The sequence below is a fragment of the Ruegeria sp. BHSC026 genome (assembly GCF_059613065.1).
This window is the reverse complement of sequence record NZ_JBXWRV010000002.1, coordinates 175,725-197,292: the sequence shown is the minus strand read 5'-3', so window position 1 is coordinate 197,292 and position 21,568 is coordinate 175,725. Positions and strand designations below refer to the sequence as shown.

Sequence of the window (21,568 nt, the reverse complement as noted above, 5' to 3'; positions counted from 1 at the left end):
GTTCCTTGCGAATTGGCACAATCCAAAATCGAAAAGAACCGGGTCCCAGCGGATGTCGGGCAACCAGGGCCGCCGGACGCCATCCCACGGGGATGCGCAGACCGCCGCCACAATAAATGGGAGAAGATCATGAACACCATCCTTCGAAACTCGGTGGCGGGCCTGCTGTGCTCGACCTTCATCACCGGTGCCGCGCTGGCCGCAGGCACCCATCCGGTCACCGGCGAGCCGCTGGCCGACGACCAGACCTTTGTCTACCGCGTGCTGGACGAGCACAGCTCGGTCGACCCGCAGGTAGTCGAGGACGTGTCGGGCGCCGAGATTGTCCGCGACCTGTTCGAAGGTCTGATGAACCAGGACGAGAACGGCAACCTGGTTCCGGGCGTGGCGACCGGCTATACCACCAACGAAACCAAGGACGTGTACACCTTCACCCTGCGCGACAACGCCAAGTGGTCGAATGGTGACCCGGTCACCGCGCATGATTTCGTATACGCTTGGAAGCGCGCCGTCGATCCGGCGCTGTCCTCGCCCTATGCGTGGTTCATGGAACTGATGTCGATCGAGAACGCCGCCGAAATCATCGCGGGCGACAAGCCGGTCGACGATCTGGGCGTCAAGGCGATCGACGACCACACGCTGGAAGTGAAGCTGAGCGCGCCGCTGCCCTATTTCCCGCAGATGACCACGCATTCGACCACCTTCCCGGCCCCGCGGAAGGTTATCGAGCAGTTCGGCGATGAATGGACCAAGCCTGGCAACATCGTGTCGAACGGCGCCTATGTCCTGACCGAGCACCTGCCCAACGAACGCTCGGTGCGCGAGCGCAACCCGATGTACTGGGACAACGACAACACCATCATCGACAAGGTCGTGGCGCTGGTCATCAACGATGAAAACGTGGCCCTGACCCGTTATCTGGCCGGCGAGCTGGACCGTACCGAGGTGCCCGCAGGCCAGTTCCCGCGACTGAAGAAGGAATACCCGAACGAGGCGATCAGCTTCCCGCGCCTGTGCAACTACTACTACACGTTCAACCTGTCCGACGGCGGCCCTGAGGCCTTCAAGGACCCGAACGTGCGTCAGGCTCTGTCGCTGGCGGTTGACCGCAAGATCATCACCGAGAACATCCTGGCCGGAGGTCAGCCCGAAGCCTACACCTTCGTGCCCGAAGCCACCGCAGGGTTCACCCCGCCGGTCGTCGAAATGGCGACGATGACGCAAGCCGAGCGCGACGAGCTGGCCAAAGAACTGCTGGCCGAGGCCGGGTACGGCCCCGACAACCCGCTGACCTTCTCGATGGTCTACAACACCTCCGAGGCGCACAAGAAGGTCGCCGTGGCCCTCAGCCAAATGTGGAAGCAGAAGCTGGGCGCGCAGGTCGAGCTGGCCAACATGGAATGGAAGATCTTCCTGGAAGAGCGCGGCAACCAGAACTTCGAGCTGGCCCGCGGCGCATGGTGCGGCGACTACAACGAAGCCTCGACCTTCCTGGACCTGCTGCAGTCTGATTCCGGCTATAACGACGGCAAGTACAGCAACCCGAAGGTGGACGAGCTGCTGGCCCAGGCCAAGACCTCGGATGATCCGGCCCCGCTGTACACCGAGGTCGAGCGGATCATCGCACAGGAAACCCCTGTGATCCCGATCTACCACTATGCCGGCGTCTACATGATGGACAGCGACGTGGGGAACTGGCCGGTGAACAACGTCGAGCAGAACTGGTACTCGAAGAACCTCTACAAGATCGCCGAGTAATCATCATCCTTTGATCGCGCCCTGCCCCGGACATGCTCTGGGGCAGAGCCAATAATTGGGGGCATGAAATGCTTGCCTATGTCATCCGGCGACTGCTGATCGCCGTTCCGACGATCCTGTTGCTGATCGTCGCCAGTTTCTTTCTGATGCACTTCGCGCCCGGCGGGCCCTTCACCTCTGAGCGGCCGTTGCCGCCGCAGGTTCTGGCCAATATCGAGGCGCGCTACGGGCTGGACCAGCCGCTGTGGAAACAGCTTTGGGACTATTTGTACAACATCGTGGTGCATTTCGATTTCGGCCCGTCCTTCAAGTTCAAGGACCGCGACGTGAACGACATCATCGCGCAGGGCTTTCCGATTTCGCTGACCTACGGGATGCTGTCCTTCATCGTGGCTACGCTGGTGGGCGTCGGGCTGGGCATCGCCGCCGCGATCCGCCACAACAGCTGGATCGACTATTTCGCCGTGGGTCTGGGCATCGCCGCCCAGGCGCTGCCGAACTTCATCATGGGCCCGATCCTGATCCTGACTTTCACCCTGTGGCTGGGCTGGCTGCCGGGCGGCGGCTGGAACGGGGGTCAGTGGCAATACCTGATCATGCCCGTCATCGCTCTTGCGACCTCGTACATGGGCTCGATCGCGCGGATCACCCGGTCGTCGATGCTCGAAGTTCTGAATTCGAACTTCATCCGCACCGCGCGGGCCAAGGGCCTGCCCACCCGCACCGTGATTTGGCGCCATGCGCTGAAACCCACGCTGCTGCCGGTGGTGTCCTATCTGGGGCCGGTTTTCGTCTATGTGCTGACCGGGTCGGTGTTTGTTGACATCTACTTCTCGACCGGTGGGCTGGGGCAGGCCTATGTGGGTTCGGCCTTGTCACGCGACTATGCTGTGCTGCTGGGGGTCACGATCCTCTATGGCGTTCTGACCGTTCTGGTGAACCTGCTGACCGACCTGGCTTATGCCTGGTTCGATCCGAAAATCCGTTACTGAGGGGGCTGGCAAATGCTTGGAAAATCTCAGAAAGCCGCCCATCTGGCCGAAGACATCACCGATTACACGGTCATTCAGGGACGTTCGCTTTGGCAGGACGCGCGGATGCGTTTTGTCCGCAACAAAGCCGCCATGGCCAGCGTGTTCATCCTGGGCCTGATCGTTTTGTTCACGATCATCGGGCCCTACTTTGCCGTCTGGAGCAACGAAGAAATCGACTGGAACGTCATGGGCGACGTGGCCGGCATGGGTATGCCGTCCATCGAGACAGGGCACTATTTCGGCGTCGACGATCTGGGGCGCGACCTGTACAGCCGGGTCATCCAGGCCACCACAACCTCGTTGCTGGTGGGTCTGATCGGGGCGGCTACCGCGCTGATCGTGGGCACGTGCTATGGCATCGCCGCCGGCTATATCGGCGGGCGCGTCGACGGCGTGATGATGCGCTTCGTCGACATCCTGCTGGCCATTCCGGCCACGCTGGTCATCATCCTGCTGCTGGTCGTGGCGGGGCGGTCGTTCTTCATGCTGTTCATCGCGCTAGGTGCGGTGGGCTGGCTGACCATGGCGCGGATCGTGCGCGGCCAGACCCTGACCCTGAAGAACCGCGAGTTCATCGAGGCCGCCCGCGCCGCCGGTGTCAGCGAGTTCACCATCATGTACCGCCACATCCTGCCCAACCTGCTGGGCGTTGTGATCGTCTATGCTTCGCTGCTGGTGCCCGAGATGATCCTGACGGAGAGCTTCATCTCGTTCCTGGGCCTGGGGATTTCCGAGCCCTATACCTCGTTGGGTCGTCTGATCGCCGAGGGCGCCGGAACCATGGGTTACGGCACGTTGTGGCAACTGATGTACCCCCTGGCATTTTACGTCACCATCATCATCACGATGTTCTTCATCGGCGATGGCCTGCGTGACGCACTGGATCCGAAGGACCGCTGACATGAGCCTGCTTTCCGTAAAGAACCTGAGCGTTCAGTTCGACACGCCCGATGGGGTGGTCGAGGCCGTCAAGAACATCAGCTTTGACATCGCCCCGGGCGAATGCCTGGGCATCGTCGGCGAAAGCGGGTCGGGCAAAAGCCAGACCTTCATGGCCGCGATGGGCCTGCTGCCGCCGGCGGGCCGGGCCACCGGGTCGGTGCTGCTGAACGGGCAGGAAATTCTGAACCTGCCCGTGAGCAAGCTGAACCAGATCCGCGGTGCCGATGTGGGCATGATATTTCAGGACCCGCTGACCGCGCTGACCCCGCATCTGCGGATCGGCCAGCAGATGCGCGAAGTGCTGAGCGTACACGAAGGCCTGCAGGGTTCGGCCGCGCGGCAACGGTGCCTGGAATGGCTGGACCGCGTCCGCATCCCCGAGGCCGCGCGCCGTCTGGACCAGTTCCCGCACGAGCTGTCGGGCGGGATGCGCCAGCGGGTGATGATCGCCATGTCGATGCTGTGCAATCCCAAACTGCTGATCGCCGACGAACCGACCACCGCGCTGGACGTGACCGTTCAGGCCGACATCCTGGATCTGATGGTGCGTCTGCAAAAGGACGAAGGCACGGCCATCGCCCTGATCACCCATGACATGGGCGTCGTGGCCCGCATGTGCGACCGGGTGCAGGTCATGCGCCTGGGTGAGTTCGTCGAGGCCGGTGACACGCGCGAGATCTTTCACGCGCCCAAGCACGCCTATACTCGCACCCTGATCGAGGCCATGCCCCGCATCGACGCGGGCGATGCGCCCAAGGCGGTGGAGACCGACGAGGCCCCGCTGCTGAAGGTCGATGACGTCAAGGTGCATTTCCCGATCCACGTTCCGGGCGGCATCTTTGGCCGCAAGGTGCCGTTGAAGGCGGTGAACGGGGTCAGCTTTGACATCCGCAAGGGTGAAACCCTGGGCGTGGTCGGTGAATCGGGCTGCGGCAAGTCCACCCTCGCCCGTGCCGTGCTGCAGCTGATCGAGCCGAGCGCCGGCAATGTCAGCTGGCTGGGCCATCCGATCGTCGGACTGAAACGGGCCGAACTGAACAAGTACCGCAAGGATCTGCAGATCGTGTTCCAGGACCCGCTGGCCAGCCTGGACCCGCGGATGACGATTTCTGCCTCGATCGCGGAACCGCTGAAAACCTATCGCCCCGACCTGACCGAGCGCGAGCGCAAGCAGATGGTCGCCGAGATGATGGAACGGGTCGGCCTGAACGCCAACATGATCAACCGCTACCCGCACGAGTTGTCGGGCGGGCAGAACCAACGCGTGGGCATCGCCCGGGCGATGATCAACAAACCCAAGCTGATCATCTGCGACGAGGCGGTCTCGGCGCTGGACGTGTCGATCCAGGCGCAAATCGTGCAGCTGCTGAAGGAACTGCAGCAGGAGTTCGGGCTGTCGATGATCTTCATCAGCCACGACCTGTCGGTGGTGCGCGCGGTGTCGAACCGGATCATGGTTCTGTATCTCGGCCGCATCGTCGAACTGGGCGATGGCGAGGTGATCTGCTCGAACCCGGTTCATCCCTATACGCAATCGCTGATCTCGGCGGTTCCGATCCCGGACCCGGATGTCGAGCGCAGCCGCCAGCGGTTGAAACTGCCGGGCGAGTTGCCCTCGCCGATGGATCCCAAGGCGGCGCTGCGGTTCCTGCCCAGCCGTCTGGCGGCGGGTCAGACCGACTATGTTCCCAAGCTGACCGAGGTTGCCCCGGGGCATCTGGTGGCCGAGCACGACCCGCTGGATGCCATTCTGGGCCAGACCTGATCGCCGCCCCCCAAAGCCGGAACTTCGGCTTTGGGGGTTCGTCCGCTTGCCGGGTTTCCGGGCCTTTGGCGTTTCGCGGGTCGATCACACCTTTGCGGATGCTTTTGACACCGTTCATTTGAGATGGCACGGTTCGGAAAGTTTCCGCCGGGTCGCCCAAGAGTCATTGAATGCGCTGGCCTCCCGGCCTAAGAGGGATCCCCGGCGGCGGTTTGTTCGCCCGCGGCGTATTTGATTTGTGAGGTATCATGTCACGAAAGGTCACCAAGGCGATTTTTCCGGTCGCGGGATTGGGGACCCGGTTTCTTCCCGCCACGAAATCGGTTCCGAAAGAAATCATGACGCTGGTTGACCGGCCATTAATACAATACGCAATCGACGAAGCCCGCGCGGCCGGGATCACGGAATTCATCTTCGTGACATCGCGCGGCAAGTCGGCGCTGGAAGACTATTTCGACCACAACCCCGTTCTCGAGGAAGAGTTGCGGGCCAAGGGCAAAGACAAGCTGCTGAAAACGCTGGATGCGACCAACATGGAAAGCGGTGCGATCGCCTATATCCGCCAGTACAAGGCCCTGGGCCTGGGCCACGCGGTCTGGTGCGCGCGACGTTTGATCGGCGACGAACCTTTTGCCGTGATGCTGCCCGACGACGTCATCGCCGCCGAAAAGCCCTGTCTGCAACAAATGGTTGAAGCCTATGAAGAAACCGGCGGCAACATGGTCGCCACGATGGAGGTGGCGCCAGAGCGCACCAGCGCCTACGGCATTCTGGACGTGGCCGAAAACACCGGCACGGTGGTCCGCGTGCGCGGAATGGTCGAGAAGCCCAAACCCGAAGAGGCGCCCTCGAACCTGGCGGTGATCGGACGCTACATCATGGGTCCTTCGGTGCTGTACAACCTCAACCACATGAAGAAAGGCAGCGGCGGTGAGATCCAGCTGACCGATGCCATCGCCGAGGACATCGGCAACGGCGTGCCGGTCTTCGGCTATCGGTTCAAGGGCCAGCGGTTCGATTGCGGCTCGAAGGCGGGGTTTCTGCAGGCGACGGTGTCCTTCGCGCTGGCCCGCGACGACCTGCGCGACGACTTGGCCCGATACCTGAACGATATCGTCGCCACAGGCAAAGCCGCGCAGTGATGCACCGCGCCATACCTAGCCGTCAAACGGTGTAACCACCCAAATCACATCAAAAAAGAGTGTTTTTAAACATGAGCAACGTCCATCCCGTCATCTTGTGTGGAGGCTCCGGAACCCGGCTGTGGCCGTTGTCCCGCAAGAGCTATCCCAAGCAATTCGTGCCGCTGCTCGGTGAAACCAGCCTGTTGCAGGATTGCGCCGATCGGATGCGGGGTCCGGCCGAGGCACCTTTTTCCAAACCCCTGATTCTGACCAATGAGGCCTTCCGTTTTGTCGTCACCGAGCAGTTGGCCGCTGTCGGAATCGACCCCGGCCCAGTGCTGATCGAGCCCGAAGGACGCAACACGGCACCGGCTATTCTGGCGGCGGCCCTGTACCTGCAACAGCAGGACCCGGACGCGCTGATGCTGGTGGCTCCGTCGGATCATGTCGTCCCGGACAAGGCCGCCTTCTACGCCGCCGTCGAAAAGGGCTTGCAAGCTGTCGCGCAAGACCGGCATCTGGTTACGTTCGGCATCACGCCGGACCGGCCCGAGACCGGCTATGGCTATCTGAAGCTCGCCACGACGCCGGACGCTTCGGGCAATGCCGTCCCGCTGGACCATTTCGTTGAAAAACCCGATCTCGAACGCGCCCGCCAGATGGTCGCCGACGGGAATTATCTGTGGAATTCCGGGATCTTCCTGTTCGCCGTCCGCGACATCATTTCCGCCTTCGAAGCCCACGCGCCCGATCTGATCGACCCGGTTCGAGTCGCCGTTGAAAAGGCCAAGGCCGATCTGGGTTTCCTGCGGTTGGACCGCGACGCATGGGAGCCGATCGAAGACATCTCGATCGACTATGCCGTTATGGAGCGGGCCGACAACCTGAGCGTCGTGCCCTTCGCAGGCGGCTGGTCGGATGTGGGCAGCTGGTCTGCCGTGCAGGAACTGAGCAACCCATCCGAGGATGGCGTGGCAACCGCCGGCGAGGTGACGGCGATCGACTGTCGCAACGTTCTGATCCGGTCGGAATCGCCAGCCCAGGAAGTCGTGGCGATGGGACTTGAGAATATGATCGCCGTGGCCATGCCCGATGCTGTGCTGGTAGCCAGCATGGACAAGGCGCAGGACGTCAAGACAGCGGTCGCGGCCCTCAAGGCAAAGGGCTCCAAACAGGCTGAACAGCTGCCGGTGGACCATCGCCCGTGGGGCTGGTTCGAAAGCCTGGTCGTGGGCGACCGGTTTCAGGTGAAGCGCATCCATGTGCACCCCGGCGCCGCGCTGAGCCTGCAGTCACATCACCATCGGGCCGAACATTGGATCGTCGTCGAAGGCACCGCAAAGGTCACGATCGACGATAAGGTGCAGTTGGTGAGCGAAAACGAGTCGGTCTATATCCCGCTGGGCGCCGTGCACCGGATGGAAAACCCCGGCAAGGTGCCGATGGTTCTGATCGAAGTTCAGACCGGAAGCTATCTGGGCGAGGATGACATCATCCGGTACGAGGATGTCTATGCCCGCAGCTGAGCATCCCGGCGGATGACCCCAGGGGCGGCTCCATGGCGGCCCCTTTTTTTGTGCGGCCAACAGAATCACCTTGATGCGTCGCCGCCCTTAGATGGCAACAAACCACACCATCGCCCCGATTTGTTTCGCCATTGGAAATCACCACTTTCGAATTTGTTTCCGTACCGTTCGCACGGGAAAGCGCGCATTGACCACAGGCAGGGCAGAGTGACGCGCAAAGCACTCACTGACCCGACAGCCCAAGGAGGATGCCCGCCGTGTCACAAACCACTCCCCGCCTGAACCTGCCCTTTCTGCAACCGTCTCAGGCGCAAAAACATGTCACCCACAACGAGGCCCTGCGTGAGCTGGATCTGGTCGTGCAGCTCAGCGCGATTGCGCTGAACGAAAACACCCCGCCTGCGGTACCCGCGCAGGGGGCGGTCTATGGATTGGGATCCGCGCCCACCGGCGCCTGGGCCGGGCACGCGGGCAAGCTGGCGGCCTGGCTGGACAATGGCTGGTATTTCGTGACCCCCAGAACCGGTTGGCGGATCTGGGATGAAACCGCCGGGCGGTTGAAGTCGTGGGACGGGAACGGTTGGATCGATCCGCCGGTCGAAACGTCCAACCTTGCGGGCATCGGAATCGCAACCGGCTATGACGGCACGAACCGTCTGTCGGTCCGCAGCCCGGCCACGCTGCTGACCCATGACGGGGCCGGGCATCAACTGAAGATCAACAAGGCCGCTGCATCCGACACTGCATCCCTGCTGTTTCAGTCCAACTGGACCGGCCACGCCGAGATGGGTCTGGCGGGAAACACCGACTTCTCGATCAAGGTGTCGCCGGATGGCGGCAGCTGGACCGAGGCACTTCGTTTGGACGCGGCCACGGGCACTGTGGCCGGGGCCGCAGTTCAGGCCAGCGCGACTGACGTGACCCCCGGCCGACTGATGCGGGCGGATTTTGGCTATGGGCCGGGCAACCTGCTGGGCGCAGTCAGCCAGTCCGGCGGCACACCGACTGGAGCGGTGATCGAACGCGGCGCCTCGGCTGACGGCGAATATGTCCGCTTTGCCGACGGCACCCAGATCTGCACAACAAGCCCTGCTGGGGTCGGCTGTATCGCCAATGCCGGCGCCCTATTTGCAAGCGCCACCCAAACCTGGACCTACCCGGTGCCCTTTTTCAGCGGCAGCACGCCTGCCGTCTCGGGCAGTGGCGGGGCCACGGGCCGGTTCCTCAGCCTTGGAGCCGCAACCGACAGTCAGGCCGACTGGCAGGTCTTGTCGACAATCTCGGACACAACGGCAATCGCGCCTGCACTGGTCGCAATCGGTCGGTGGATCTGACCTGCTCAGCCACCCGGCCTTCGGGCCGGGCCGCTACTTGGCGCGTAGGCCGTGCTCGGGCTGCTCAAGGAACCAGGCATAGGTCTGGCGAATGCCGTCCTCGAGCCCGATGCGCGCCGTCCAGCCCATCCTCGCCAGCCGCGAAACATCCATCAGCTTGCGCATCGTGCCGTCGGGTTTGCTGGGGTCCTGGGTGATCCTGCCCTGGAACCCCGTGACCTTGGCCACCAGCGCGGCCAGTTCCGCGATCGAGACGTCCTGCCCGCACCCGACATTGATGTGGCTCAGCATCGGCTGGGTGTTGGCCTCGTAGTCGGCTCGCGGCAAGTCCAGCACGAACAGCGACGCCTCGGCCATGTCATCGACATGCAGGAATTCGCGCCTGGGTTTGCCGGTGCCCCAGATCACCACCTCGTCCAGCCCGTCGCGCGCGGCTTCGTGAAACCGGCGGATCAGGGCGGGCAGAACGTGGCTGTTTTCAGGGTGAAAGTTGTCGCCCGGTCCGTACAGGTTCGTCGGCATGACCGAGCGGTAGTCGACCCCGTGCTGGCGATTGTAGCTTTCGCACAGCTTGATCCCGGCGATCTTGGCAACGGCATAGGGCTCGTTCGTGGGTTCCAGCACACCGGTCAACAGCGCATCTTCGCGCATGGGCTGGGCGGCCTCGCGCGGGTAGATGCAAGAACTGCCCAATTGCAGCAGGCGCCGCACACCGGCGGCAAAGGCCTGATGGATCACGTTGCACTCGATCATCAGGTTGTCATAGATGAAGTCCGCCGGATAGGTGTTGTTGGCGTGGATGCCGCCAACTTTGGCGGCGGCAAGGATCACCACATCGGGGCGTTCGGCCTGCATGAAGTCGCGCACCGCCGCCTGATCGGTCAGGTCCAGTTCTGCGTGGGTGCGCGTGATCAGCTGCAGGTCCTCGCCCTGGGCCTGACGCGCCTGAAGACGGCGCAGAATCGCGCCTCCGACCATGCCGCGATGTCCGGCGATATAGACCTTTTGCATTTTCGCCCCCTCAGCCGTTTTCAAGGCTGACCGGCAGTTCATAGCCATGCTCTTTCAACAGGGCGTGGCGTTTGGCCGTTCTCAGATCTTCCCGGACCATTTCGGCGCACATTTCCCGCGCCGTCAGTTCCGGCTCCCAGCCCAGTTTTTCCTTTGCCTTGGTCGGGTCGCCCAGCAGGGTGTCCACCTCGGCCGGACGGAAATACTGCGGGTCGATGCGCATGATCACGTCGCCCGGTTTCACAGCCGGAGCGTCCTCGCCTTCGATCGCCGTCACCGTTGCAACCTCGTCGACGCCACTGCCGGAGAACTCGACCGAGATCCCTAGTTCGGCCGCCGACCATTCGATGAACTCGCGCACCGAATACTGCTTGCCGGTGGCGATCACGAAATCCTCGGGCTGATCCTGCTGCAGCATCATCCACTGCATGCGCACGTAGTCCTTGGCATGGCCCCAGTCGCGCAGACTGTCGATATTGCCCATGTACAAGCACTGTTCGAGGCCCTGGGCGATGTTGGCCAGACCGCGGGTGATCTTGCGGGTCACGAAGGTTTCGCCCCGGCGGGGGCTTTCGTGATTGAACAGGATCCCGTTGCAGGCATACATCCCATAGGCCTCGCGGTAGTTCACCGTGATCCAGTAGGAATACAGCTTGGCGACGGCATAAGGCGAACGGGGGTGAAACGGCGTGGTCTCGCGCTGCGGGATTTCCTGGACCAGCCCGTACAGCTCGGAGGTCGAAGCCTGATAGAAGCGCGTCTTTTTCTCGAGCCCCAGAAAGCGGATCGCCTCGAGCAGCCGCAGGGTACCGATTGCATCGACATCGGCGGTATATTCCGGCGCCTCGAAACTGACCGCCACATGCGATTGCGCACCCAGGTTGTAGACTTCGTCGGGTTGAACCTCTTGGATGATCCGGGTCAGGTTCGACGTGTCGCTGAGGTCACCATAGTGCAGGCGCAGTTTGGGGTTGGGCTCGTGCGGGTCTTGATAGATATGGTCGATCCGCTGCGTGTTGAACGAAGAGGCCCGCCGCTTGATTCCGTGAACTTCATACCCCTTGGCCAAAAGAAACTCTGCCAGGTAAGAACCGTCCTGTCCGGTGATCCCGGTAATCAGCGCCGTTTTCGTCATCGAATGCCTCAAAAATCCTAGGGGTATTTGGGTTTCGCTCCTAAAACAGCAAGACGAACCAGATTGCAAGCCGGTCCGGCAGACAGCCATTGAAACCGGCGGAAGATTCTCAGAATGTGTGCCCGCCCGCCACGGTGGGTACCAGAAAGGGATAGTGGACAATGCGTATTGCGATGATCGGCACCGGTTACGTAGGGCTGGTGTCGGGGGTGTGTTTCTCGGATTTCGGCCATGACGTGATCTGCGTGGACAAGGCCGAAGACAAGATTCGGATGCTGCAGGCGGGTCAGGTTCCGATCTATGAGCCGGGGCTGGACATGCTGATGGCCAAGAACGTGGCCGCCGGACGGCTCAGCTTCACCTCCGATCTGGCCCGGGCGGTCGATGGGGCCGATGCGGTGTTCATCGCCGTTGGCACGCCGACCCGCCGCGGAGACGGGCATGCCGACCTGACCTATGTGATGGCCGCTGCCGACGAGATCGCTCGCGCCCTGACCGGCTATACCGTTGTCGTCACCAAATCGACCGTGCCCGTGGGCACCAACCGCAAGGTTCACGAGACCATTTCGGTCGCCAACCCCGTGGCCGATTTCGACGTCGCCTCGAACCCCGAATTTCTGCGCGAAGGCGCGGCCATCGACGATTTCATGCGTCCCGACCGGGTCGTGGTGGGCGTCGAGAGCGACCGCGCCGCTCAGGTGATGGCAGACATCTATCGCCCCCTGTACCTGCGGGACTTTCCGATCCTGACCACCGATCTGGAAAGCGCCGAGATGATCAAATACGCGGCCAATGCCTTCCTGGCGACCAAGATCACCTTCATCAACGAAATCGCCGGCCTGTGCGAGCGGGTCGGCGCCGACGTCAAGGAGGTGTCGCGGGGCATCGGTCTAGACGGGCGCATAGGCAACAAGTTCCTGCATGCCGGTCCCGGATATGGCGGGTCTTGCTTTCCCAAGGACACCGCCGCCCTGGCGCGGATCGGCCAGGATCACGCCTTTCCCATGCAGATCACCGAGACAGTCATGCGGGTGAATGACGAGGTCAAGAAGCGCATGATCGAAAAGATCCGCGACGCCTGCGGAGACAGCTTCAACGGCAAGACCATCGCGGTGCTGGGCGTGACCTTCAAGCCCAACACGGATGACATGCGCGATGCACCCTCGCTGACCATCGTACCGGCGCTGATCGGCGGCGGCGCTCAGGTGCGCGTGGTCGATCCGCAGGGCCGCGCCGAGGGCGAGGCCCTGCTGCCAGGCGTAGTATGGGAGGACGACCCCTATGCCGCCGTGCGCGATGCCGATGCAGTCGTGCTGCTGACCGAATGGAACGAGTTCCGCGCTCTGAACCTGTCCCAGATGGCCCGGGCGATGAAATCCCCGCGGATGGTCGATCTGCGCAACATCTACGCCCGCGAAATGGCGCTGAAATCGGGTTTCGACACCTATGTTGGCGTAGGCCGCTAGGCCCGCCGCATCACAGCGCCGCCGCCCAGACGCGGTACCGCCCCTGCCCAGTCACCTCGCGGATCAGGCCGCGGCTGGTGAACTTGTCGAGATTGCGCTGCACCGCCGCGCGCGAGGCCTGCGTCAGTTGCTCGGCCAGCGGCGCCGAAACCATGGGCCAGGCGGCCAGAACGTCGATCAGAACCGGCGGTGTCCGGCCGCTCAGATCATCGGTCGCGGCGCGAGCGCGCGACTCCCAGGCGCTGACGCGATCCAGGTGCAGCAGGGCGGCCAGCGCCGCCTGCCCCGCGCCGCGCACCCACGCGCCCAGCTTGTCTTCGGGCGCTCCTGCGCTGCGCAACGCCCCCGGCCCCGACAGCGCCAGCGGCATGAACAGCGCCCCACCCCGCCCCATCGTGGCCGCGTGGCGAGCGGCGATGACAGCGGCCTCGGTGTCCTGACCCATCCCTTGCGACAGCGCGCGCCAGGCGTGAAAGGCGATGGCCGACTGGGTCACCGGGTGCAGATCGGCGGCAGATTCCATCACCTCGGCCAGATCGGCCACGGCCTCGGGCACCTCGTCGATGCCCTGCGCCATCCGGTCCAGAAACGCAGCCAGCCCGTGCTGCCAGCCCCCGTCGGACGGACCGGCCCCTGAGGTCAGCCGCCGCACCGCCCAGCCCGCCCGAAACAGGGCCTGTACGTCGTCGCCGGTGGCTCCGATGCGCAGCCCGGTCCACAGTGCCAGCCGGTCGACGCTGATCCGATCGCCGGTCCACCAACCCAGATCGGACACGTCCATCAGCGCCAACCGATGCGTCCAGCCCGCCGGGCCCGCCCGCAACCGTTCGTCCAACGCGCCGAAGGTCAGGGTCAACTCGGCCAGGTCCTGCGCCACGGCGGCCTGCGCCGCGCGCCAGTCGCGCGGGTCGAACAGCAGGCGCCGGTCCGCCCGGGGACCGGGCGGAAAAAGATCCTCGGCGGCCGGGTCGCTGTCGGGGGGCAGAAACCACAGGTCCTCGTCTTCCGGGGGATCGACATCATAGATGCTGCGCGGGCCGGCAAAGGGCTCGTCCTCGTCGGGGTCGGGGGAATGCGGTCCTGACATCATGACCTGCATTCTTCGGCGATTTTCAACGCTTCACAAGAGGGCCGGCGGCATTTCCGCCCAGCGGTGCCGGTGCTGGCGGTTATCGGGTTGAACAGGTCCGAGCTTCCCCGTTACCCCTTGGGCGACCAAAATCAGCCCAAGGGGACAGAACATGAGCGAAACGGTAAGGCTGACGCCCGAGGAAATGACCGATCTGAGCCTGAAGGTCCTGACCCATGTGGGCTATGGCCCCGACCACGCGCAGGCGATTGCGCGGATGCTGACCACCTGCCAGATGGATGATTGCCAGTCGCACGGGTTGTTTCGCCTGTTCATGTGCGCCCAGACCATGCAGGCCGGCAAGATCGACGGCCATGCACAGCCCGAGGTCACCTCCTCGGACAATGCCATCGTGCGCGTCGACGCGCGGGGCGGCATGTCGTTGCTGGCATTCCAGACCGGCCTGCCGCATCTGGTCGACAAGACTCGCACCCACGGGATCGCGGCCTTGGCGATCAACCGCTGTTTTCATTTCTCGGCCCTATGGCCCGAGGTCGAGGCCCTGTCGGCCGAGGGGCTTGCGGCCATGGCGATGGTGCCCAGCCATTCCTGGGTGGCCCCGGCCGGGGGCACGCGCGGCAGCCTGGGCACCAACCCGCTGGCCTTCAGCTGGCCCCGCAGGGGCAAGGACCCGTTCACCTTCGACTTCGCCACCAGCGCCTTCGCCCGCGGCGAGATCGAGCTGTACAAGCGCGCGGGCAAACCCCTGCCCGAAGGCGTGGCGATCGACAAGGACGGCAACCCCACGACCGACCCGCAAGCGGCGCTGGACGGCGCGATGCTGACCTTCGGCGGCTACAAGGGCTCGGCCCTGTCAATCATGATCGAGCTTCTGGCCGGCCCTCTCATAGACGACCTGACCAGCCTGGAGAGCATGGAATTCGCCCAAGGAACAGGCGGCGCGCCATACCACGGCGACATCATCATCGCCTTCGACCCCGACCAGTTCAGCGGCGGGCGGCGACAGGCCAACGACGCGCGGGCCGAGCGCCTGTTTGCCGATATCCTCGATCAGGGCGCGCGCCTGCCGTCGCAGCGCCGCTTTGCCGCCCGGGCGCGTAACACCGCCCGGGGATATGCCGAGATTCCGACGCAACTTTACCGCGACCTGCTGGCCCTTCTGGACTAGGCGCCCCAGGTGTCACGCAGGCGGTAACCTTGCGGCCAGGGATCGTCCGGGTCCAGCATGTGCTGGTGGATGCCGGTGATCCATCCGCGACCCGAGATCTCGGGCAGGATGGCGGCGCGGTCGCCAACATGGGTTGTGCCCAGTATACGGCCGGTAAACCGCGAACCGATGATCGAGACGGCCTCGAAGCTCTGGCCCGGCCGCATCTGCCCCCGCGCGGCCATCAGCGCCATGCGGGCCGAAACGGCGGTGCCGGTGGGTGAGCGGTCGATCTTGCCGGGCTGGATCGCCACCGCGGATCGGCCGGTCAGGCCGGTTTCGGTTTCGGCCAACGGTCCGCAGAAGGCGCAGAACGAAATGTGGTCCCAATCCGGGATCTCGGGATGCGCAAAGCCCAGCTGCGCATTGGCGGCGTCGGTGATCGCCACCCCCAGGCGGGCGATGTCGGCGGCCTCGTCCTCGGTGATGCGCAGCCCCAGCGCCGCGGCGTCGACCACCACGAAACTGTCCCCGCCATAGGCGGTGTCCACCGTCAGGGTCCCCAGCCCTTCGACTTCGAGCGGCGCGGCGAGGCGGTCGGCAAAGCTGGGCAGGTTCTGCACGAAGATCCGTTCGGCCTTGCCGTTGCGGCATTCGGCCCGCACCCGCACCAGCCCGCCCGGCGCCTCGAGCGTCAGGTGGGTCTCCGGCTCGGTCATCGGCAGGATGCCCCCGTCCAGCAGCACTGTCGCCACGCAGATCGCGTTCGAGCCGGACATGGGCGGCGTGTCCTCGGGCTCCATGATGATGAAGGCGGCGTCGGCATCGGGGTGTTTGGGCGGCACCAGCAGGTTGACATGACGGAACACCCCACCGCGCGGCTCGTTCAGCACGAAGTTGCGCAGGGTCTGGTCACGGGCGATGAAGTTGCGTTGCGCCCAGATCGTGTCGCCCGGCGGCGGGGCGACACCGCCGACGATCACATCCCCCACCTCACCCTCGGCATGGGCCGAAATCACGTGGATGGTCTTGCTGCTGCGCATCCCCCGCTCAGAACCGGGTGGCGGCGAAGGGATCGACCGGGATGGCCGGATCGGTGCCGTCGACCAACGCCCCCACCAGCTCGGCTGTTCCGGCCGACTGGGTCAGGCCCAGATGGCCGTGCCCAAAGGCGTAGACCAGGTTCGGCGATTTCGAAGACCGTCCGATCACTGGAATGCTGTCGGGCAGCGAGGGGCGGAACCCCATCCACTGTGTCCCGCCTTCGGTCTTCAACCCCGGCAGGAACTGGCGCGCCTTGTTCAACAGGGTATCGGCGCGTTTGAAATTGGGCGGCAGGTCAAGCCCGCCCAGTTCGACCGCACCACCGATGCGAACACCGCCGTTGATCTTGGTGGCCACGAAAGCATGCCGCGAGAACGCCAGGTGCAGCCGCAGGTCGAACGCGCCCGGCGGCAGGGTCGTGTTGTAGCCGCGCTCGGTCTCCAGCGGAATCCGGTCGCCCACCGTACGGGTCAGGTGGTGCGACCATGCGCCCGCGGCCACCACGACCTTGCTGGCATCCGCCGCGCCCTGATCGAAGCGCACCCAGACGCCCGTGTCCGACAGCTCCAGCGCGCGCACGGGGCGCGTCTCGATCACCCCGCCACGGTCGCGGAACACCCGCGCCAGATGCTCGACCCAGCGTTTGGGATCGACGGTATTCCACCAGTGCGGCGTGAACCCGGCATGGGTGAAACGCGGGCTGAGCCCGGGCTGGATCTCGGCGATCGCCTCGGGGCTTTCCAGCAAGTCGAAGGCGATGCCATGTTGGCGACGCAACTCCCACGTGGGCAAGGCGGCACGGAACTCGGCCGCGCTTTCGTACAACTGCAACTGCCCGTCACGCTGCATCATCGCCTCGCCACCCGTATCGGCGATCTGCCGTTCGGTCGCGGCCTGGCACAGGCGCATCAGGCTGGCCTGCGCGGCGACCAGCGCTTGATACCGGCTGGGGCGACTGGCCCGCCAGAACCGCCACATCCACGGCGCGATCTGCAGGGCATAAGCGGGCGGGATCGACAGCGGCCCCAACGGATCGAGCAGCCATTTTGGGGCCTTCTTCATGATCCCGGGGGTGGCCAGAGGTTCGACCTCGGGGAAGGCGAACGCTCCGGCGTTACCCGCCGAACTGCCCGCGGCCACGCCTTCGCGGTCCAACACCTGCACGGCGTAACCCCGACGCTGCAGCTCAAGTGCCGCGCTGATGCCGACCACGCCGGCACCTATAACGATGACGTCTGTCTTCATGTGATCTCTATTTTTTCATGTGATCGCTATACCCGAACGGAATGCATCGGCGGGATCAAAAATCAAGCGGCTTTCGGCCATCACGAAAGCCTGACCGGTGATCGAGGGGATCACCCCGCCGTTCGGACCAGGCTGATAGGACAGCCGATAGGGGCTGCCGATGACGCTGGCCTGCACGATTTCTTCACCGGGCGCCAAGCGCCCGTCGGCCGCCAGACACGCCAACCGCGCTGAACTGCCCGTGCCGCAGGGCGAGCGGTCATAGGCGTCATCGGGGCACAGAACGAAGTTTCGGCTGTGGACGTCGGGGGCCGGCGCGGCCTCCTGAAAAATCACATGGTCGATCGGTTCTCCGGCTTCGCCGCCGATACCCGCGGCATTGGCCGCGCGGCGGATGGCGACGCCCAAGTCGGTCAGGGCACGGATATTCGCGGGCTCGACCGGCACCGGGCTGGGATCGACGATGAAGAACCAGTTGCCGCCATAGGCGACGTCACCGGTCACCGTGCCGTGGCCCGGCACCTCGATCTCGACCGCGCGGGCCACGCGGCGGCTTTCGACATTCGTCACCGTCACCGTGTGCGCGTCGTGCAGCCGGACCGAGACCACCCCGGCCGGTGTCTCGATCCGATGCGTGCCAACCCCGATCCGGCCCAGATGCGCAAGCGTCACGGTCAGCCCGATCGTGCCGTGCCCGCACATGCCAAGCACCGCATCCGCGTCGAAATAGATCACCCCGGTCACGCAGTCCGGGTCGACCGGCGGCACCAGCAGCGCCCCCACCATCGCCGGCTGGCCGCGCGGCTCGCGCAGGACCGCGTGGTAGAAATCGGCGTGGTCGCGGGCTAGCCTCCCGGCCCGGTCGGCCAGCGAGCCGCTGCCCAGATCCGGCCCGCCCTCCAGGATCACCCGCGTGGGTTCGCCGCCGGTATGGCTGTCGATCACATGCATTCGGCGATCACCCCGCCCTGCCGCGACCAGTCCGCGAACCAGTTGCGGAACAGCGCATATTGTTGCTCGCAATAGCGGCGCTGCGCGTCGCTCAGCTCGTCGGTCTCGTTGAAATGCAGGCGGTATTCCTCTTCGCCGTTCAGCACCAGCAGGTATTTGTAGTACAGCACCAGGTCAGTGCCCTCGTCGAAACTAGACAGCACGCCAAGCGCCTCGTCCAGTTCGCGGGCGCGCAGGCGGGCCTCGGCATGGCCTTCGGCCGCCTTTTTCGACAGCGCCGCCAGCAACAGCGCCTCTTTCGGCAGCGCGGTGCCAATGCCGGTGATCGACCCGGTGGCCCCGCAGTTGACGAAGCCGTTGTAGACCTCGGTATCGACGCCGACCATCAGCGTCACCTCATCGTCGCGACTGGTGATGTGCTCGGCCGCATAGCGCAGGTCGGCGCTGCCGCCGAATTCCTTGAAGCCCACCAGGTTGGGGTGTTCGGCCCGCAGCGCAAAGAACAGATCGGCGCGGGTGGCAAAGCCGTAGACCGGGCTGTTGTAGATGATCGCAGGCACGTCGGGCGCCGCCGACAGGATGGCCTTGAAATGGTTGCGCTGCGCCGCCAGCGAGCTGCCGCGCGACAGCACCCGCGGAATCACCATCAGCCCCACCGCACCGACTTTCTGCGCATGCGCCGCATGCGCCACCGCCGAGCGCGTGTTGATCGCCCCCGTGCCCACCACGACTGGAAGGCCCGCCTGCACCAAACGCTCGACCCCTTCCATACGCTGGTCATCGGTCAGCAGCGGCCAGTCGCCCATCGACCCACAATAGACAACCGCGGACATCCCCGCCTCGATCATCTGCTGCCCTTTGCGAACCAGAGCGTCATAGTCAGGGGTTCGGTCGGCCTTGCACGGCGTCATCAAGGCCGGCATCGTGCCCGAGAAAACATTTGGTCGCATCGGCAGTCCTTTTCTTGCAGATCCTGCCTCTGCGTTAGCGGTTTTCGGGTTCGGAATCCACGGGAATCACAGCGCGCCCAGCCCCCGGCCCGGCGCGTGTGGACGTGGTTGTCGAGGACCGTTCAGCGCAGCCGCTGGCCGGTTTCGGAATCGAACAGCATTGCGCGTTCGGGCCGGACCGAAATCCCGATCCGCTCGCCCGTCTTGCTGCGCTGGTCGTCGCGCTCTTCGACGATCAACTTGTCACCATTTGGCGTCAGAAGATAGCTGTAGGACACGCCGCCTAGCGCCTCGGTCAGATCGACGGTGCAGCTGTCACCGGACCGATCGACGCCGATATGTTCCGGGCGGATCCCCAAGGTCACCTTCCTGGCATCAGCCGGCACCCCTTTTGTCACAGGAATCGTGTCCGTCAGGGCGGGATGGCGCACCGTTCCATCGACGACATCGCATTCCAAAAAGTTCATTGCGGGCGAGCCGATGAACCCCGCCACGAACCGGTTGTCGGGGTCGCGATACAGATCCATCGGAGCGCCGACCTGCTCGATCCGGCCATCGCGCAGCACGACGATCTTGTCGGCCATCGTCATCGCTTCGACCTGGTCGTGGGTGACGTAGATCATCGTCGCGCCGATCTCTTGGTGCAATCGAGCGATTTCGACCCGCATTTCTACGCGCAACTCGGCATCGAGGTTCGACAGCGGCTCGTCAAACAGGAAAACCTCGGGGCCGCGCACGATGGCCCGGCCGATGGCGACCCGCTGACGCTGCCCACCCGACAGGGCCTTGGGCTTGCGGTTGAGATACGGGTCCAGTTTGAGGATTTCTGACGCTTCGGCCACCTTCCGGTCGATCTCGGCCTTGGGCACGCCGTTCATGCGCAGACCAAAGCCCATATTCTCGGCCACGGTCATGTGCGGATACAAGGCATAGGTCTGGAACACCATCGCGACACCGCGCTTGGCCGGGTCCATGTGGGTCACGTCACGCTGACCGATGCGGATTTCGCCCTCGGTGGTTTCCTCCAGCCCGGCGATCATCCGCAACAGGGTGGATTTGCCACAGCCCGACGGCCCGACGAAAACGCAGAACTCTCCGTCCTCGATTTCCAGATCAATGCCGTGAATGACCTGGGTCTGGCCATACCGCTTGATTGCGCCCTTCAGGGTAACGCCTGTCATGATGCTTGCATCCTGTCCTTGCGGCCCTCGGGGAACCGCCATGCTTCGGCTTCGGCCCCGATCTGGTCGGCGGCACACCGCACCCGAGGGACCCATTTCTTCAACTGATCGAAATCCATGCGCTGGGTCGACCCGGTGATCGAGATCGCCCCCAGCATCCGTCCGCCCGATGTCAGAATCGGACAGGCCACGCAGATGATGCCGGGCTCGTGCTCTTCATCATCCATGGCAAAGCCCCGTTGGCGGATCCGGGCCAGATCGGCCCTCAATTCGGCCTCGGAGGTCAGCGTCCTGTCGGTGAAGCGGTGAAAGCTTTGCTGCGAAATCGCCTTGTCCAGCAGGTCGTCATCCAGATAGGCAAGCATCGCCTTGCCCACGCCGGTGCAATAGGCCGGGCCGACCTTTCCGGCTTCGGAATACATCTCGACCGGGTTCTTGGCATTGCGCTTGTCCACATACAGAACCTGACTGGAATCAAGCTGCGCAAGGTGCACCGTCTCGCCGGTTTCCAGGCTGAGCGCATCCAGGATCGGCCGCGCGATCGGCGCCAGAGAGCTTTGCGTCCAGGCCGAATGCGCCAGCCGCACCAGCCGCAGCCCCGGCGAATAGGTCTGCCGGTCTGGGTCGTAAGACAACATGCCTTGATTGGTCAGCGACTGCAGAAACCGGTACAGGGACGCCTTGGGAAAGCTGCTGCTTTCCAGCAATTCGGCAAACCGCACAGGCCGGCCGAACGCCGCGACCTGCTCCAGCACGTCACATGCCTTGCCGATGGTTCCGTCACCTGCCACGGGTCTGATTTCTCCTCCACTTCCCCTAGCGGACGGGCCGCGAGGGTATTGACAAGCCTAGCCGATTCGATGTG

At 64.1% G+C, this 21,568-nt stretch carries 18 protein-coding genes; 9 read left to right on the top strand and 9 right to left on the bottom strand.

Going from position 1 to position 21,568, the window contains the following annotated elements:
• The first annotated feature begins 129 nt into the window (after nucleotides 1-129).
• The 7 genes from AC2FME_RS03650 to AC2FME_RS03620 all read left to right on the top strand — a co-directional run bounded on the left by AC2FME_RS03650 (nucleotide 130) and on the right by AC2FME_RS03620 (nucleotide 9,483).
• On the top strand, nucleotides 130-1,758 hold the full coding sequence (locus AC2FME_RS03650; protein WP_496681524.1) for a peptide ABC transporter substrate-binding protein: 1,629 nt from the start codon (nucleotides 130-132) through the stop codon (nucleotides 1,756-1,758).
• A gap of 68 nt (nucleotides 1,759-1,826) precedes the next feature.
• Nucleotides 1,827-2,750, top strand: a complete 924-nt coding sequence (gene oppB / locus AC2FME_RS03645; protein WP_170367374.1) for an oligopeptide ABC transporter permease OppB — start codon at nucleotides 1,827-1,829, stop codon at nucleotides 2,748-2,750.
• Nucleotides 2,751-2,762: 12 nt separating this feature from the next.
• Nucleotides 2,763-3,692 (top strand): ABC transporter permease subunit, encoded by a 930-nt coding sequence (locus tag AC2FME_RS03640; RefSeq protein WP_170341315.1) that lies wholly within the window; start codon nucleotides 2,763-2,765, stop codon nucleotides 3,690-3,692.
• A gap of 1 nt (nucleotide 3,693) precedes the next feature.
• Nucleotides 3,694-5,499 (top strand): ABC transporter ATP-binding protein, encoded by a 1,806-nt coding sequence (locus tag AC2FME_RS03635; protein WP_496799655.1) that lies wholly within the window; start codon nucleotides 3,694-3,696, stop codon nucleotides 5,497-5,499.
• 248 nt (nucleotides 5,500-5,747) lie between these two features.
• Complete coding sequence (gene galU / locus AC2FME_RS03630; RefSeq protein WP_496799654.1) at nucleotides 5,748-6,641, top strand: UTP--glucose-1-phosphate uridylyltransferase GalU; 894 nt, start codon at nucleotides 5,748-5,750, stop codon at nucleotides 6,639-6,641.
• Nucleotides 6,642-6,712: 71 nt separating this feature from the next.
• Complete coding sequence (locus AC2FME_RS03625; RefSeq protein WP_496799653.1) at nucleotides 6,713-8,149, top strand: mannose-1-phosphate guanylyltransferase/mannose-6-phosphate isomerase; 1,437 nt, start codon at nucleotides 6,713-6,715, stop codon at nucleotides 8,147-8,149.
• Nucleotides 8,150-8,406: 257 nt separating this feature from the next.
• The gene (locus AC2FME_RS03620) at nucleotides 8,407-9,483 is read left to right on the top strand and encodes a DUF2793 domain-containing protein (RefSeq protein ID WP_496799652.1); all 1,077 of its coding nucleotides are present in this window, start codon (nucleotides 8,407-8,409) and stop codon (nucleotides 9,481-9,483) included.
• A 33-nt stretch (nucleotides 9,484-9,516) separates the two neighbouring features.
• Here AC2FME_RS03620 and fcl read toward each other — a convergent pair whose 3' ends face one another.
• Together fcl and gmd are read right to left on the bottom strand one after the other, a co-directional pair.
• Nucleotides 9,517-10,494, bottom strand: coding sequence for a GDP-L-fucose synthase (gene fcl / locus AC2FME_RS03615; protein WP_496685297.1), 978 nt, complete (start codon nucleotides 10,492-10,494; stop codon nucleotides 9,517-9,519).
• Between the two features lie 10 nt (nucleotides 10,495-10,504).
• A complete protein-coding gene (gene gmd / locus AC2FME_RS03610) occupies nucleotides 10,505-11,629 on the bottom strand; it encodes a GDP-mannose 4,6-dehydratase (RefSeq protein WP_496681540.1) in 1,125 nt (374 codons plus the stop codon).
• A gap of 161 nt (nucleotides 11,630-11,790) precedes the next feature.
• On the opposite strand from gmd, the gene AC2FME_RS03605 reads away from it, so the two are divergent.
• Entirely contained in the window at nucleotides 11,791-13,095 is a 1,305-nt protein-coding gene (locus AC2FME_RS03605; protein ID WP_496741634.1) for a UDP-glucose dehydrogenase family protein, read from the top strand.
• Nucleotides 13,096-13,105: 10 nt separating this feature from the next.
• On the opposite strand, the gene AC2FME_RS03600 is transcribed toward AC2FME_RS03605, so the two are convergent.
• Nucleotides 13,106-14,194 carry a helix-turn-helix domain-containing protein gene (locus AC2FME_RS03600; RefSeq protein ID WP_496799651.1) on the bottom strand — a complete coding sequence of 363 codons (1,089 nt, stop codon included), beginning with the start codon at nucleotides 14,192-14,194 and terminating at the stop codon, nucleotides 13,106-13,108.
• 142 nt (nucleotides 14,195-14,336) lie between these two features.
• Here AC2FME_RS03600 and AC2FME_RS03595 point away from each other — a divergent pair, with 142 nt between their 5' ends.
• Nucleotides 14,337-15,353 carry an Ldh family oxidoreductase gene (locus tag AC2FME_RS03595; protein ID WP_496799650.1) on the top strand — a complete coding sequence of 339 codons (1,017 nt, stop codon included), beginning with the start codon at nucleotides 14,337-14,339 and terminating at the stop codon, nucleotides 15,351-15,353.
• Here the strand turns inward: AC2FME_RS03595 and AC2FME_RS03590 are convergent.
• From AC2FME_RS03590 to AC2FME_RS03565, 6 genes are all read right to left on the bottom strand, one after another.
• Nucleotides 15,350-16,375, bottom strand: a complete 1,026-nt coding sequence (locus tag AC2FME_RS03590; protein ID WP_496799649.1) for a trans-3-hydroxy-L-proline dehydratase — start codon at nucleotides 16,373-16,375, stop codon at nucleotides 15,350-15,352. The genes AC2FME_RS03595 and AC2FME_RS03590 overlap by 4 nt on opposite strands.
• 7 nt (nucleotides 16,376-16,382) lie before the next feature.
• Nucleotides 16,383-17,621: an NAD(P)/FAD-dependent oxidoreductase gene (locus AC2FME_RS03585; RefSeq protein ID WP_496799648.1), complete on the bottom strand. Its 1,239-nt coding sequence runs from the start codon at nucleotides 17,619-17,621 to the stop codon at nucleotides 16,383-16,385.
• Nucleotides 17,622-17,636: 15 nt separating this feature from the next.
• Entirely contained in the window at nucleotides 17,637-18,572 is a 936-nt protein-coding gene (locus AC2FME_RS03580) for a 4-hydroxyproline epimerase (protein ID WP_496685311.1), read from the bottom strand.
• Nucleotides 18,563-19,522, bottom strand: coding sequence for a dihydrodipicolinate synthase family protein (locus AC2FME_RS03575; RefSeq protein WP_496799647.1), 960 nt, complete (start codon nucleotides 19,520-19,522; stop codon nucleotides 18,563-18,565). The genes AC2FME_RS03580 and AC2FME_RS03575 overlap by 10 nt, the downstream gene beginning before the upstream one ends.
• 122 nt (nucleotides 19,523-19,644) lie before the next feature.
• Complete coding sequence (locus AC2FME_RS03570; RefSeq protein ID WP_496799646.1) at nucleotides 19,645-20,703, bottom strand: ABC transporter ATP-binding protein; 1,059 nt, start codon at nucleotides 20,701-20,703, stop codon at nucleotides 19,645-19,647.
• Nucleotides 20,700-21,494 carry an IclR family transcriptional regulator gene (locus AC2FME_RS03565; RefSeq protein ID WP_496799645.1) on the bottom strand — a complete coding sequence of 265 codons (795 nt, stop codon included), beginning with the start codon at nucleotides 21,492-21,494 and terminating at the stop codon, nucleotides 20,700-20,702. Before AC2FME_RS03565 ends, AC2FME_RS03570 begins: the two co-directional genes overlap by 4 nt.
• Between the last annotated feature and the right edge of the window lie 74 nt (nucleotides 21,495-21,568).

Excerpts from the sequence above, each read along its gene's own strand:
- fcl (WP_496685297.1), bottom strand. The coding sequence starts at position 10,494 with ATGCAAAAGGTCTATATCGCCGGACATCGCGGCATGGTCGGAGGCGCG.
- AC2FME_RS03585 (WP_496799648.1), bottom strand. The coding sequence starts at position 17,621 with ATGAAGACAGACGTCATCGTTATAGGTGCCGGCGTGGTCGGCATCAGC.
- AC2FME_RS03650 (WP_496681524.1), top strand. The coding sequence starts at position 130 with ATGAACACCATCCTTCGAAACTCGGTGGCGGGCCTGCTGTGCTCGACC.
- AC2FME_RS03570 (WP_496799646.1), bottom strand. The coding sequence starts at position 20,703 with ATGACAGGCGTTACCCTGAAGGGCGCAATCAAGCGGTATGGCCAGACC.
- AC2FME_RS03625 (WP_496799653.1), top strand. The coding sequence starts at position 6,713 with ATGAGCAACGTCCATCCCGTCATCTTGTGTGGAGGCTCCGGAACCCGG.
- oppB (WP_170367374.1), top strand. The coding sequence starts at position 1,827 with ATGCTTGCCTATGTCATCCGGCGACTGCTGATCGCCGTTCCGACGATC.
- AC2FME_RS03575 (WP_496799647.1), bottom strand. The coding sequence starts at position 19,522 with ATGCGACCAAATGTTTTCTCGGGCACGATGCCGGCCTTGATGACGCCG.
- galU (WP_496799654.1), top strand. The coding sequence starts at position 5,748 with ATGTCACGAAAGGTCACCAAGGCGATTTTTCCGGTCGCGGGATTGGGG.
- gmd (WP_496681540.1), bottom strand. The coding sequence starts at position 11,629 with ATGACGAAAACGGCGCTGATTACCGGGATCACCGGACAGGACGGTTCT.
- AC2FME_RS03640 (WP_170341315.1), top strand. The coding sequence starts at position 2,763 with ATGCTTGGAAAATCTCAGAAAGCCGCCCATCTGGCCGAAGACATCACC.
- AC2FME_RS03600 (WP_496799651.1), bottom strand. The coding sequence starts at position 14,194 with ATGCAGGTCATGATGTCAGGACCGCATTCCCCCGACCCCGACGAGGAC.
- AC2FME_RS03605 (WP_496741634.1), top strand. The coding sequence starts at position 11,791 with ATGCGTATTGCGATGATCGGCACCGGTTACGTAGGGCTGGTGTCGGGG.
- AC2FME_RS03595 (WP_496799650.1), top strand. The coding sequence starts at position 14,337 with ATGAGCGAAACGGTAAGGCTGACGCCCGAGGAAATGACCGATCTGAGC.
- AC2FME_RS03580 (WP_496685311.1), bottom strand. The coding sequence starts at position 18,572 with ATGCATGTGATCGACAGCCATACCGGCGGCGAACCCACGCGGGTGATC.
- AC2FME_RS03590 (WP_496799649.1), bottom strand. The coding sequence starts at position 16,375 with ATGCGCAGCAGCAAGACCATCCACGTGATTTCGGCCCATGCCGAGGGT.
- AC2FME_RS03635 (WP_496799655.1), top strand. The coding sequence starts at position 3,694 with ATGAGCCTGCTTTCCGTAAAGAACCTGAGCGTTCAGTTCGACACGCCC.